The following is a 12,619-nucleotide window of genomic DNA, read 5'->3' on the forward strand; positions in this document are numbered from 1 at the left end:
CCCCCTATCCCCCGATCCCCCCTGGATCAGTGGCCGCACTGTAGGACATCCCCGTTCCGTACGGCACCGAATCCGAACAACCGCGCGGACTACTGGCGATATCCGCTCAGGAACCGCCCGATCCGCCCGATCGCCGCCTCCAGGTCGTCCGCGTAGGGGAGGGTGAGGATCCGGAAGTGGTCCGGGGTCGGCCAGTTGAAGCCGGTGCCCTGGACGACCTGGATCTTCTCCCGGAGCAGCAGGTCCAGGACGAACTTCTCGTCGTCGTGGATCTTGTACACCTTGGGGTCCAGGCGCGGGAAGGCGTAGAGCGAGCCCATGGGCTTCACGCACGACACCCCGGGGATCTCGTTGAGCTTCTCCCAGGCCACACCGCGCTGTTCGTAGAGCCGTCCGCCCGGCCGGGTCAGCTCGCGGATGGACTGCCGGCCGCCGAGCGCGGCCTGGATGGCGTACTGCGCGGGCGCGTTGGGGCACAGCCGCATGGAGGCCAGCATCGTCAGGCCCTCCAGGTAGTCCTTCGCGTGCTGCTTGGGGCCGGTCACCACCAGCCAGCCCGAGCGGAAGCCCGCCACGCGGTACGTCTTCGACAACCCGCAGAAGGTCAGGACGACCAGGTCGGGGGCGAGCGCGGCGGCGGAGTGGTGCACGGCGTCGTCGTAGAGGACCTGGTCGTAGATCTCGTCGGCGAAGACCATCAGGCCGTGCCGGCGGGCGAGGTCGAGGATGCCCTCGATGATCTCCTTCGGATAGACCGCGCCCGTGGGGTTGTTGGGGTTGATGATGACCACGGCCTTGGTGCGGTCCGTGATCTTCGACGCCATGTCGTCCAGGTCCGGGTACCAGTCGGCCTGTTCGTCGCAGAGGTAGTGCACCGGCCTGCCCCCGGCCAGCGTGGTCACCGCCGTCCAGAGCGGGAAGTCCGGGGCGGGGATGAGGACTTCGTCGCCGTCGTCCACGAGTGCCTGTACGGCCATGGAGACCAGCTCGGAGACGCCGTTGCCGAGGAACACGTCGTCCACGCCGACGTCCAGGCCGAGGACCTGGTAGCGCTGGGCGACGGCGCGGCGGGCGGAGAGGATGCCGCGCGAGTCGGTGTAGCCGTGCGCCTGGGGGAGCATCCGGATCACGTCCTGGAGGATCTCCTCCGGCGCCTCGAAGCCGAACAGCGCGGGGTTGCCGGTGTTGAGGCGCAGCACGCTGTGGCCCGCCTCCTCCAGTGCGTCGGCGTGCTCGATGACCGGGCCGCGGATCTCGTAACAGACGTCGGTGAGCTTGCTCGACTGCCGGAACTCCATGCGCTGCTGCCTCTCCGGTTTCCTGTGTTGCTTGGTTTTACCAAGTGTCAGCTTGGAAAGTCCAACAACTTGTCTAGACTGCGTCGCATGTCACCTCGCCGAAGCTACGACCAGTACTGTTCCGCAGCCCGCGCCCTCGACGTGGTGGGCGACCGCTGGACCCTGCTGATCGTCCGGGAACTGCTGGCCGGCCCGCGCCGCTACACGGACCTGCACGCCGACCTGCCGGGCGTCAGCACGGACGTACTCGCTTCCCGGCTGAAGGACATGGAGCGCGACGGACTGACCACGCGTCGCCGGCTGCCGCCGCCGGGGGCGGCCTTCGTCTACGAACTCACGGGGCGCGGGCGGGAGTTGTTGCCGGTGCTGCAGAGCCTCGGCGCCTGGGGTGCGGGGGAACTCGGCGAGCGGCGGCCCACCGACGCCCTGCGGGCGCACTGGTTCGCCCTGCCGCTGCTGCGCGAGCTGGAGGGCGAGGCGCTGGTCGAAGTCCGCCTGGAGGAGGGGGAGTTCCATCTGTACGCCGGTACCGAGGACGGGCCCGTGTACGGATACGGTCCGGCCCCCGAGGAGCCCGATGCGCGGCTGGTGCTGGACTCGGCCGCCTGTGAGGCCGTGGGGCGGGGGGAGTTGAGCCTTCGGGACGCGGTGCGGGACGGGCGGGTCGAGGTGACCGGCGACAGTCCGTTCGCCAAGGCGCTGCGAGAGGCGTGAGCGGGGCCTGCCCCGGTGGAAGAGGGGCCCGCTCCGTGAGCGGGCCCCCGGTCTCAGACTCTGGGCGGCCGTCCCGACCCGCGGGTCAGCGAGTAGCCGCCGATGCCCGCGAGCGCGGCCAGCGCGGCGCCCACCGCGGTCCACACCCAGCGGTCCGACCACCAGCCGGAGGACCAGCCGTCCTCGGGCTCGATCGCCGACAGCACGGCGGACTTGGTGTCCGAACCGTCCTCCTGCGCCTCGGACTTCACCGCGATGCCCGGCACCAGCGGCTCGGCCAGCGAGCCGTCCACCGCGGCCGAACCGCCGATGTCCTTGGAGTCGACCCGCAGTTCGGTGCCGACGGGCAGGCCCAGGTCGGTCGCCGGGATGCCGACGGTGGTCAGCCGGACGTAATAGGTGCCCGGCAGCGGGTCGTTGGCCCACGCCTCCGACCAGGACCGGACCGTGCGCAGCGTGCAGGCCAGCTCCACGGAGCCCGCCTCGGCCGCGGCCGTGCGCGTCTGGGCGCCGTACTGGCAGGCCTGGCGGCGCCGCAGACCGTCGTACACGTCGAGCTGCCAGGTCTCGGCGGCGTGCGTCTCGGGCAGTTTCACCGTCGCCCTGACGGTGGGGCGCTGTCCGGCGTCCGCCGGGAACGACCAGTACAGGTAGTCGCCCGCGGAGCCGTTCGCCGTGGCCGTCTGCCCCTGCTCGACCTCGGTCGCGGTACGGAAGGAGGTGCCCGCCCGGGTGGGCGCGTCACTGTCTGTGGAAGCTGTCGGCGATGGCGAGTCGTCGGCCGCCGCCGGTGCCACGGCCAGGCCCAGGATGAGCATGGATGTGCTCAACACGCGTGTGATCCGCATCAGTTGGTCCTCCAGACCGCGATCCGCCAGCGCGACAGCCAGCCCCACAGGACACCGGCGAGGAACCCGGCCAGCACCAGGACGCCGAGCAGCCACCAGCCGCGCCCGAGCCCGAAGGAGGCCACGTCGCTCGCCTTCGACGGCGCGTCCACGACGTCCACGGTCAGCTCCAGCGGCAGACCCGGCGTGGTCTTCACACCCGAGGCCGCGGAGAAGGAGTTGGTGACCTGGAGGCACACGGTCTCGGCGGGCGCGTCGTCCTCGTCGCTCTCCGCCTTCGGATAGCGCAGCCCCGTCGAGAGCACATCCGTACGGCCGTTGCCCGCCGCCTCGCCGCGCACGATCTCGCGGCCGTGCACGGTGACCGCCCGCAGCAGCACCCCGTACGACGGGTTCACGGTCCGGTCCGCCGCCACGCTCACCGAAGTCCGCAGCTCCTGGCCGGGGTCGACGTCCACCCGGTACCAGCGCTCCTGGCCGAACTCCTCACGGTCGGTGTAGAGCCCGGACTTCAGGGTCGGTGCCGTCGCGCACGCGTCGGCGCCCTCGGTCGCCACCGGCGTCACCACCGGGTCGGCCGCGCGGTCCACCAACTGGTTGACCTTGTCGGTGAGTTCGTCCGCGTGCTCGACCGAGGTGTAGGTGCCGCCGGTCGCCTCGGCGATGCAGCTCAGCTGCTTGCTCAGCTTGGTGTTCGGGACCAGGCCGAGGGTGTCGATGGTCAGGCCGACGCCCTTCGCGGCGATCTCCCGGGCGACCTCGCACGGGTCGAGCGGCGCACAGGTGTCCTCGCCGTCGGTGATCAGCACGATGCGCTTGGAGGCGGCGCCGTCCGTGAAGTCGTCGGCGGCCTTCAGCAGCGCGGGGCCGATCGGGGTCCAGCCGGTGGGGGAGAGGGTCGCCACCGCCGTCTTCGCCTCGGTGCGGTCGAGCGTGCTGACCGGGTAGAGCTGCGCGGTGTCCTTGCAGCCCGTCTTGCGGTCGTCGCCGGGGTAGTTGGCGCCGAGGGTCCGGATGCCGAGCTGGACCTCCTCCGGGGTCGCGTCCAGCACCTCGTTGAAGGCCTGCTTCGCCGCCGCCATCCGGGAGCCGCCGTCGATGTCACTCGTCCGCATCGAGCCGCTCACGTCGAGGACGAGATCGACCTGCGGGGCGCTGCCGCCCGTGGGTTCACCGGCGACCGCCGCGACCGGGAAGGCGATCCCGGCCGTGAGGGCGGCGAGCAGGGTGCACACCCCTGCCGCCAGCCGTGTTCTTGTGATCATCGAGGGATCCTATGGAGCGAGGGTGCCGCGCTCCAAAACGGGCCGTCGGAAAGGGGTTTCGGCAACGGGCCGTCAGTGCAGGGGGTTGGGCAGCCGCGTCCACTGGTCCCCCGGGGTCCCCGGCGACAGCCGCATCAGCGTCAACGCCTTGGCCGGCAGCGGCTCTTCGAGCAGCGCGGCGAGATCGGGCGTGCGCGGCAGGTCCCGTACGGCCGTCTCCAGCGCCGTCCGCAGCGCCGCCGCCGAACCCGCCGTACCCGCGAGGGCTCCGCACACCAGCGAGCCGAACAGCTTGCGCCGCAGGGTGGTGACGTCGTCGGTGACGACCCGTCCGGTCAACTCCGGTACCAGGACGCCGTGTCGGGTGAGGCGGGCCGGGCTGACGCGGATGTCGGCGAGGTCTCGGTAGACCAGCGAGACAGGGGTGTTCGAGGCGTCGAGCACGACGAGGAGGTTCTGGCCGTGTGCCTCCAGGGCCACCCCCAGCTCCAGCAGCCGCAGCCCGGCGGTGAGGGCGAGCCGGGCGAAGTCGGCCAACCAGGCGGGGGAATCGGGCAGTTCGGTGGTGGCGAGGGCGGCCACGGGGAGGACCCGGTCGCCGTAGACCTGCGGGGACTCGCGCAACACGGCGGCGAGGTCGGGGGAGTCGGCGGTCGCGGCGCCCAGGGTGCGGGTGAAGTGCAGTAGGCCGTCCATGCGCGCGGAGAGGGACTCCGCGAACCGCGAGAGCGTCGCGGACAGGCCGATCGAGTACCCGGAGATGTCCCGCACCGACGAGGTGATCCGGGCGCTCAGCGCGGTCTTGACGTGCGGGCCGCCGGGGACGGCGAGAGTGCGCAACGACATCAGCGGATGTGCGTCGAAGCCCTCCGCGCAGGACCGCTTGAGCACATGCTCGGCCTGCCACGGGTGCACGGGCACCAACAGCCGGTCCCCGTCCCGCAGATCGTCCGGCCAGTCACCCGTCACGAGGCACTCGTCCGCGGGCACCGGCATCAGCCCGAGCCGCACCAGCGGCCGGTGCTCGGGCCCGTAGGCCAGCTGCTCGGCCACCGAGAAACCGGGCCGGGAACGGCAGTTGGGGTGATAGGGGTGCCCGTCCACCACCCGCTGCTCCCACTCCCAGTCGGACTCGGGCCACTTCACCGAGGACCCCGGCTGTCCCGCCCGTGAGAGCGCCACCGAGGCCACGCTGTCGGCGAGTTCGGCCGCGAACTCCGCGGAGTGCGCCACACCGAGGTCCATCATCAGCCGGGCCGGATCGTCGTACACCGTCTCGTCGAGCCGTACGGCGGTGACATAGGAGGCCGTGGCGAACGGATCCGGGACCGGGCCGTCCAGCCGTCGGCCGTCCGTCAGCCGCAGCGACAGGCCGTCCCGGCCCCCCGTCCGCCCGGCCACCCATGGCAGCGGGTCGTGGGTGAGCCCACGCCACAGCCGGGACAGGACGGCCGCGCGGGCGCCGGGCAGCTCGGCCGCGTACCGCGCCGCCAGATCGGGGCGTACGGCGGCCAGCTCGTCGGCGAAGTCGGCCTGGGCGGCGGGGGGACGATCCACGGTCTTGCTCCTCGGGTACGAGTGTCACGGTGGGGTGCGACGACAGACATACTGATCGTCACCGCCCCGAATGGACGTGAGAAAGAACGAGTGGATCGCGTGGACCTGAAGCCCCCGCCGGCCGGCACCGCCGACGCGTACGCGGCAGCACCGCTGCTCAACTGCCTGCTGCGCGAGGTGGCCGAGCCGCTTCCGGAGTCCGGCGGCCACCGGGTCCACCGGCTGCCCGGCGGACGGCTGCTGCGGGTCCGGGGCACCCGGCGGCCGGCCGGGCCCGAGGTGCACGGCCCGGACGGCTGGCGGCGCATCGGCCACGACGAGCTGGTGAAGCTGGTCGCCGAGGAGCTGACCCGGCACACCGGGGTGTCCAACCACGACCTGCCCGCCGAGATGACCGACAGCCGGGACGCGGTCGCCGCCCTGCTCACGGCACGCGCGCGGGCGACGGCGCCCGAGGACCCATATCTGCGCTCCGAGCAGTGCCTCATCACCGGTCACCCCTTCCACCCCGCCCCCAAGGCCCGCGGCGGGGGCCCCGCCGCCGGCTGGCTGCCGTACGCCCCCGAGGCACATGCCCGTTTTCCGCTGGTCCTGCTCGGGGTGCGCGAGGACACGGTCGTGGAGGAGGGCGACACCTCGGCCCTGGACACGCTCGGCGAGGCCCCGGCCGGCTACCGGCTGCTCCCGGCGCACCCCTGGCAGCTGGACCTGGTCACGGTGGACGAGGCCTTCGACGACGGGCGCCTGATCCGCCTCGGCACGACCTCCTTCGACACCTGGCCCACCGCCGCGATCCGCACGGTGTACGCGCCCTCGCACGACCTCTTCCTCAAGTTCAGCCTCGACGTCCGCATCACCAACGACATCCGGCGGCTGTGGCGCCACGACCTGCTGAAACTGCGGCGCACGGACGCGGCGGTCACGGCGGCGTTCGCGCACGGGCCCGGGGCGTGGCTGAGCGACCGCGGCTACCGCACCGCCGACTTCGCCTTCGAGGAACTCGCCGTCCTGGTCCGGGACGGCCTGCGCGAGCACCTGCCGCCGGGCACGACCGCGCTGCTCGCGGCCGGGCTGGTGGAGGGGTTCGAGGGCAGCCCCCTCGACGGCGCCGAGGACCCCGGGCCCTGGTGGGAGGCGTATCTGCGCGCGGTGGTCCCGCCCGCGCTGGCGGCCTTCGCCGACCACGGTGTCGTACTCGAAGCGCATCTGCAGAACACGCTGGTGGCGGTGGACGCCGACGGCACGCCCGTGCGGGCGCTGTACCGGGACGCCGAGGGCGTGAAGCTCCTGTCGGACGTCCCGCGGGCGGCCGGCTGGGAGCGGCTGGTGTACTGCCTCGTCGTGAACCACCTGTGCGAGGTGGCCGAGGCGCTCGCGGAGCGCCACCCGGGGTTCGACCCCTGGCCCGCCGTACGCCGTGAACTGGCCCGCCACGACCTGCCGGAGGCCGCCGCCCTCCGCACCGATCCCACCCTCCCCGGCAAGACCAACCTGCTGCTGCGCTGGACGGGCGCGGACGGGGCGGACGCGCGGTACCTGCCGCTGCCGAACCCGCTGGCCGACACCGGCGAGGACCGGAGTCCACGCAGGTAGCCGGCCGTCCGTCGCTACCCTGTCGGGATGACTCAGCACCCCACGCCGGACGAGCGGCGGCCCGCGAACCGTGGACCGAAGGCCGCCGCCGGCAACCGGGCGGCTCTGGTCACCGCGGCCCGGGAGGTCTACGCCGAGCACGGTCTGGACGCTCCGCTGTCCCTGATCGCGCGCCGGGCGGGGGTGGGACAGGGCGTGCTGTACCGGCACTTCCCCGACCGGGAGGCCATGGCGGCCGCCATCCTGGAGGAGAACGTGGTGGAGATCGAGCGCGCGGCCGCCGCCGAGGGGGCGACGCTCGCCGGGGTGCTGGGGGTGCTGACCTGGCACCAGGCGCAGTCGGCGGCCTTCATCGGCCTTCTGCACGCCCCCGGCGCGTTCGGCCGCTTCCACAGCCACGGCTTCTCCCGGAGCCTGGGCGAGCGGGTCGAACGGGCGCTGCGGGAGAGCCTGCCGGAGGGCCACCGGCTGGGTGCCCAGGACGCGCGGGACCTCATGCTGGCCGTCGCCATGGTCTCCGGAGCCGTCACCGGCGCCACTGCGGAGGAGCGTGAGCAACGGGCGCTGGACGCCTGGAGGTTGCTCGGCATCGAGGTGGGGCCGGTGCGGCCCTTCGAGGGCTGAGGGCCCGCCCCTTCACGTGCCCGAGGTCAGCCGCCGTTGGACTGCCGTACGCCCTCCGCGAGCGCGTCGAAGGTGTACAGATAGCCCCCGGCCGGTCCGCTGACGGTCATGTATGCCTTGGTGCCGCCGGGTGTGATCGCCACGTTGGTCGCCGACTCCAGCCCTTCGGCGCCGGCCGGGACCCGCACGGTCGCGAGGTGCTCGCCGTACTTGTTGTAGACGAGCATCGCGGGCCGGCCGTGCAGCGCCTGGTAGAGGTTGCCGTCCGCGTCCACGGCGATCGAGTCGGTCTCGGCGACCCCGCCGTCCACGCGGACGGCCGTGTGCCGGCCGGACTGGCCGGGGCGCTGGACGACGGGCAGATAGGAGATCCGGTTCTCCTTCAACTCGCTGAACCACAGCCCTCGGTAGCCGAGGTCGAAGGAGATGCCGTTCGTCGCGGCGAGACCGTCCGCCAGTACGGTCGCCTCCTCGCCCTCGCGGTCGATGCGCACCACGCGCCCGCGCGCCCTGCCCTCGGTCATGCCCAGCGAGTCGCTGATGTACAGGTTGCCGTCCTGGTCGAAGGCGATGTCGTCGGGCTGCATCCGGGCGCCGTCGACCTCGCCGTCGAAGAAGGTGCGCGGGCCGGTGCCGTCGGGGGCCAGCGAGACGATCGCCCCGCTCGCGAAGTCGGACAGGTAGAGCCGACCGTCGTACGGGCTGAACTGCGCTGATGTGTAGGCCCCTTGGGCGGCGGTGAAGAGTCCGCGGGCCGTCCGCCTCTCGACGTCGACCTGGATCACCTTGGGCTTGCCGGCCGGCGCGGTGACGTCAACGACGTTCAGCCGGCCGTACGTTCCGAAGGTGGGGCCCTCCAGCAGGGTCATCCCGGTCTCCGCGTGCACGGTGGTCAGACGCATGAACTTGTGGGCGGCGATGGTCCGTTGGGAACCCTTGGAGGCGGCTTCGGCGCCGGGGGCGAGCGTCTCGGTGCCGCACCCGGTCAGGGCGACTGTGCCGAGGGCGGCGAGCACGGCAAGCGGGCGGAGGCGGGTCCGGCGCATGGGGATCCCTCTTTCCTGAGCTGTGGGTGTGCCCTCAGGGGGCAACCGGACAACGCTGTCCGGTTGTTGTTATCGTACGGCACGGACGTCTTCCCCACGCACAGAAGTGAGGCCCCCACATGACGCCTTCGCATGCCCCGACCCCCGACGAACTCGCCGCGCTCAACGAGCGCTACCGCCACGAGCGCGAACGGCGGGTACGGCCCGACGGAACCGGCCAATACCTCGGCGCCGACGCGGAGTTCGGCTTCTACGCGGCCGATCCCTATACCGACGGCGTCGCCGAGCGCGAGCCCCTGCGCGACACCGTCGACGTCGCCGTCATCGGCGCCGGGTTCGGCGGCATCCTCGCCGGGGCGCGGCTGCGGCAGCGGGGCGTGGAGCGCGTCCGGGTCATCGACAAGGGCGGCGACTTCGGCGGTACCTGGTACTGGAACCGGTATCCGGGCGTGCACTGCGACATCGAGTCCCATGTGTACCTGCCGCTGCTCGACGAGACCGGGTACGTGCCGGAGTGGAAGTATGCGCCGGGCGAGGAGATCCGCCGGCACACGGTGCGCATCGCCGAGAAGTTCGACCTCTACGCGGACACCCTGTTCTCCACCACGGTCACGGAGCTGAACTGGGAGGAGGGTTCCCGCAGTTGGATCGTGCGCACCGACCGGGGCGACGCCTTCCGGGCGACGTACGTCATCACCGCCACCGGCACCATGACCGAGCCTAAACTGCCCGGGATCCCCGGCATCCAGGACTTCAAGGGGCACACCTTCCACACCTCCCGGTGGGACTACGGCTACACGGGCGGCGGTCCGGAGGGAGGTCTGACCGGGCTCGCGGACAAGCGGGTGGGTGTCGTGGGGACCGGCGCCACCGGCGTGCAGGTCATCCCGATGCTGGCCGAGGACGCGGCCCATGTGTACGTCTTCCAGCGCACCCCGTCCACGGTCGACGTCCGCGGCAACCGCCGTACGACCGCCGGGGACGTGGGTGCCGACCGGGCGGGCTGGGCCCGTGACCGCCGCGAGAACTTCCTGCGCATCGTGTCGGGAGAGTCGGGAGAGTCGGGGGAGGCGGGCCGGGAGGACCTCGTGGCGGACGGCTGGACGGCGTCGGCGGTGCTGCTGGAGAAGCTGCTGCCGAGCTTCCGCCGCGGAGACGACCGTACGGCCTTCGAAGCCGCCTACGAGGTCCTCGACGCCGCCAAGATGAACGAGGTGCGGGACCGTGTCGAGCGGACGGTCGCGGATCCGGCGACCGCGGAGAAGCTCAAGCCCTGGTACCGGTACGCCTGCAAGCGCCCCACCTTCTCCGACCTGTACTACCCGGTGTTCAACCGGGACAACGTCACCCTGGTCGACACCGCGGACACCCACGGCATCGAACGCCTCACCGAGCACGGCGCCGTGGTCGACGGCACCGTCCTCGAACTGGACTGCCTGATCTTCGCCACCGGGTTCTCCGTCGGCGTCTCTGGAGTCCGCTCCGGCAGGCTCCCCGTGTACGGCAGGGGAGGACAGCTGCTGCTGGACGAGTGGGCGCGGCACGGCGTCCGCACCCTCCACGGCTTCACCAGCCACGGCTTCCCGAACCTGATCCACCTGGGGCCCCTGCAGAACTCCAGCAGCGTCAACTTCACGCACATCCTCGACGAGCAGGCCGTCCACGCGGCCGCCCTCGTCGCCGCCGCCGAGGACGCGGGCGCCCTCGTCGAACCTTCCCGCGAGGCCGAGGACGCCTGGCTCGCCGTCATGGCCGACGGGGCACCCGACCACGAGTGGTTCCACGCCGAATGCACCCCTGGCTACTACAACGGCGAAGGCCGCGGCCGCCCCAACGGGCCGACCTCCTACCCGCACGGCGCGGTCGCCTTCCACGAACTCCTGCGCCGCTGGCGGGAGGAGTCCATGGAGGAGGTGCTCCGCGGGTGACCGGCGATGCGGCTGACCGGTGATGCCGATGACTGGTGATGCCGATGACCGCCGATTCGCCACACCGCTGACACCGGTTTTACGACGCCGAGTCGTAAACTTTCCGACGCGGCGTCGTGAAACGACCCACCGGGTCACAGCCGCCGTACGCATCGAGGCCAGGCGCACTTCCCCCCACTCAAGGAGCTGCCGGATGAGCCCGAACGAACAGACCCTTCGCATGCCCCTGCCCGTCGCCGGCCCCCTGGAGCCGCCGACCGAGTGGGAGGAGCTGCGCCGGCAGTGCCCCGTCGCCCGCGTGGAGCTGCCCAGCGGCGACACGGCGGCCTTCCTGTCCCGCTACGACGACGTCAGGACCCTGCTGTCCGACCGGCGGTTCGCCCGCCCGACCGCGGCGGACGGCGCCGCCAGGCTCGCCCCCGACGGGGCGGGCGGGGTGGCCACCAGCGGCAGTTCGACCGACGTCGAGTACGGGGCCGCCTTCCCCGAGAACGGCGAGCCGCACCGGCAGTGGCGGCTCCAGGTCGCCAGGTACTTCACCGCCAAGCGCATGGCGGCACTGCGCCCGGTCATGACGGAGACTGCCGAGAAGTTCGTCGACGAGATGGTCGAGGGCGGGCAGCCCGGCGACCTCAAGGCCGCGCTGGGCTTCCCGCTGCCGGTCTACGTCATCTGCACCATGCTCGGCGCCCCGGTCGAGGACCGGGACCGCTTCTCCCACTGGTCCGACGCGTTCCTGAGCGTCTCCCGCTTCTCCGCGGCGGAACTGCGCACGGCACACACCGAGTTCGTCCAGTACATGTCCGCGCTGATCGCCGCCAAGCGCGCCCAGCCGGGCGACGACCTGATCAGCATGCTGATCGAGGAGAGCCGGGCCGAGGGCACGGGGATGTCCGACGAACTCCTGCTGGGCACGGCGATGGGCCTGCTGGTCGCCGGACACGAGACCACCGCGAACATGATCAGCAAGATGGTCTCCCTGCTGCTCGCCGACCGCACCCGGTGGGAGAGCCTGCTGGCGGACCCCTCCCTGATCCGCACCGCGGTCGAGGAGGTGCTGCGGTACGACGCCAACCTCTCCACCTTCGGCCTCTCGCGCTACGTCGGGGAGGACACCGAACTCGACGGCGGGCCGCTTCCCGGCGGGACCACGGTCCTGTGCGGTCTGTCGTCCGCCAACCGTGACGAGAAGGTCTTCGCCGACGCGGACCGGATGGACCTCACCCGCAGCCCCAACCCCCATCTGACCTTCGGCGCCGGCGCGCACTCCTGCCTCGGCCAGGCCCTGGCCCGCACCGAGCTCCAGGTCGTCCTCGACGTCCTGCTGCGCCGGCTGCCCACCCTCCGTCTGGCCGTCCCCGTCGAGGAGTTGGAGCGGGTGGACGGGCTGGTCGTCGGGGGCCTGCGGGCCGTACCGGTGCGGTGGTGACCGGGCCGTGAAGATCACCGTGGACCAGGAGAAGTGCTGTGCCGCCGGGCAGTGCGTACTGATCGCGCCCGAGGTCTTCGACCAGCGGGACGACGACGGCATCGTCGTCCTGCTCGACGCCGAACCCGACGGGGACCGGCACCCGGCCGTCCGGGAGGCGGCGGCTGTGTGCCCGGCCGCGGCCATCACCCTGCACGACGACGGCGACTGAGCCTTGGCCGGAAGCGGGTCCGGATGCGGCGGTCGGCTCAGCCCTTGCTGAGTTCCCAGAACCGGAACACGGTGGACGCGTCGAGGCAGTACTCCAGGCCGTAGAC

Annotated in this window: 11 protein-coding genes; 6 read left to right on the forward strand and 5 right to left on the reverse strand. The window is 72.0% G+C overall.

All coding sequences use genetic code 11. The features are described 5' to 3' along the window. Window positions 1–89 precede the first annotated feature (89 nt). Window positions 90–1,298, reverse strand: a complete 1,209-nt coding sequence (locus ABZ896_RS25495) for a pyridoxal phosphate-dependent aminotransferase (protein WP_360933431.1) — start codon at window positions 1,296–1,298, stop codon at window positions 90–92. An 87-nt stretch (window positions 1,299–1,385) separates the two neighbouring features. Between ABZ896_RS25495 and ABZ896_RS25500 the strand changes: the two genes are divergently transcribed. Further along, window positions 1,386–2,012, forward strand: coding sequence for a helix-turn-helix domain-containing protein (locus ABZ896_RS25500; RefSeq protein ID WP_360933434.1), 627 nt, complete (start codon window positions 1,386–1,388; stop codon window positions 2,010–2,012). 53 nt (window positions 2,013–2,065) lie between these two features. Here the strand turns inward: ABZ896_RS25500 and ABZ896_RS25505 are convergent, their stop codons facing one another. The 3 genes from ABZ896_RS25505 to ABZ896_RS25515 form a co-directional block, all read right to left on the reverse strand. After that, window positions 2,066–2,860 (reverse strand): hypothetical protein, encoded by a 795-nt coding sequence (locus ABZ896_RS25505; protein WP_360933437.1) that lies wholly within the window; start codon window positions 2,858–2,860, stop codon window positions 2,066–2,068. After that, window positions 2,860–4,125: a VWA domain-containing protein gene (locus ABZ896_RS25510; protein ID WP_360933440.1), complete on the reverse strand. Its 1,266-nt coding sequence runs from the start codon at window positions 4,123–4,125 to the stop codon at window positions 2,860–2,862. Before ABZ896_RS25510 ends, ABZ896_RS25505 begins: the two co-directional genes overlap by 1 nt. Before the next feature lie 72 nt (window positions 4,126–4,197). Next, window positions 4,198–5,682 (reverse strand): IucA/IucC family protein, encoded by a 1,485-nt coding sequence (locus ABZ896_RS25515; protein WP_360933443.1) that lies wholly within the window; start codon window positions 5,680–5,682, stop codon window positions 4,198–4,200. Between the two features lie 90 nt (window positions 5,683–5,772). On the opposite strand from ABZ896_RS25515, the gene ABZ896_RS25520 reads away from it, so the two are divergent. Together ABZ896_RS25520 and ABZ896_RS25525 are read left to right on the forward strand one after the other, a co-directional pair. Continuing rightward, a complete protein-coding gene (locus tag ABZ896_RS25520; protein WP_360933446.1) occupies window positions 5,773–7,275 on the forward strand; it encodes an IucA/IucC family protein in 1,503 nt (500 codons plus the stop codon). A gap of 27 nt (window positions 7,276–7,302) precedes the next feature. Further along, window positions 7,303–7,899 (forward strand): helix-turn-helix domain-containing protein, encoded by a 597-nt coding sequence (locus ABZ896_RS25525; RefSeq protein WP_360933449.1) that lies wholly within the window; start codon window positions 7,303–7,305, stop codon window positions 7,897–7,899. 26 nt (window positions 7,900–7,925) lie between these two features. Here the strand turns inward: ABZ896_RS25525 and ABZ896_RS25530 are convergent, their stop codons facing one another. Continuing rightward, on the reverse strand, window positions 7,926–8,945 hold the full coding sequence (locus tag ABZ896_RS25530) for an SMP-30/gluconolactonase/LRE family protein (protein WP_360933452.1): 1,020 nt from the start codon (window positions 8,943–8,945) through the stop codon (window positions 7,926–7,928). Between the two features lie 119 nt (window positions 8,946–9,064). Here ABZ896_RS25530 and ABZ896_RS25535 point away from each other — a divergent pair, with 119 nt between their 5' ends. From ABZ896_RS25535 to ABZ896_RS25545, 3 genes are all read left to right on the forward strand, one after another. Continuing rightward, window positions 9,065–10,873 carry an NAD(P)/FAD-dependent oxidoreductase gene (locus ABZ896_RS25535; protein WP_360933455.1) on the forward strand — a complete coding sequence of 603 codons (1,809 nt, stop codon included), beginning with the start codon at window positions 9,065–9,067 and terminating at the stop codon, window positions 10,871–10,873. Window positions 10,874–11,066: 193 nt separating this feature from the next. Then, on the forward strand, window positions 11,067–12,302 hold the full coding sequence (locus tag ABZ896_RS25540) for a cytochrome P450 (RefSeq protein ID WP_360933458.1): 1,236 nt from the start codon (window positions 11,067–11,069) through the stop codon (window positions 12,300–12,302). Window positions 12,303–12,309: 7 nt separating this feature from the next. Continuing rightward, window positions 12,310–12,513, forward strand: coding sequence for a ferredoxin (locus ABZ896_RS25545; RefSeq protein ID WP_360933461.1), 204 nt, complete (start codon window positions 12,310–12,312; stop codon window positions 12,511–12,513). The last annotated feature ends 106 nt before the right edge of the window (window positions 12,514–12,619 follow it).

The sequence above is a fragment of the Streptomyces sp. NPDC047072 genome (assembly GCF_040643855.1).
Classification (GTDB): domain Bacteria; phylum Actinomycetota; class Actinomycetes; order Streptomycetales; family Streptomycetaceae; genus Streptomyces.

Coding starts and splice junctions, on each gene's coding strand:
- ABZ896_RS25495 (WP_360933431.1), bottom strand. CDS start 1,298: ATGGAGTTCCGGCAGTCGAGCAAGCTCACCGACGTCTGTTACGAGATC.
- ABZ896_RS25500 (WP_360933434.1), top strand. CDS start 1,386: ATGTCACCTCGCCGAAGCTACGACCAGTACTGTTCCGCAGCCCGCGCC.
- ABZ896_RS25505 (WP_360933437.1), bottom strand. CDS start 2,860: ATGCGGATCACACGCGTGTTGAGCACATCCATGCTCATCCTGGGCCTG.
- ABZ896_RS25510 (WP_360933440.1), bottom strand. CDS start 4,125: ATGATCACAAGAACACGGCTGGCGGCAGGGGTGTGCACCCTGCTCGCC.
- ABZ896_RS25525 (WP_360933449.1), top strand. CDS start 7,303: ATGACTCAGCACCCCACGCCGGACGAGCGGCGGCCCGCGAACCGTGGA.
- ABZ896_RS25530 (WP_360933452.1), bottom strand. CDS start 8,945: ATGCGCCGGACCCGCCTCCGCCCGCTTGCCGTGCTCGCCGCCCTCGGC.
- ABZ896_RS25535 (WP_360933455.1), top strand. CDS start 9,065: ATGACGCCTTCGCATGCCCCGACCCCCGACGAACTCGCCGCGCTCAAC.
- ABZ896_RS25540 (WP_360933458.1), top strand. CDS start 11,067: ATGAGCCCGAACGAACAGACCCTTCGCATGCCCCTGCCCGTCGCCGGC.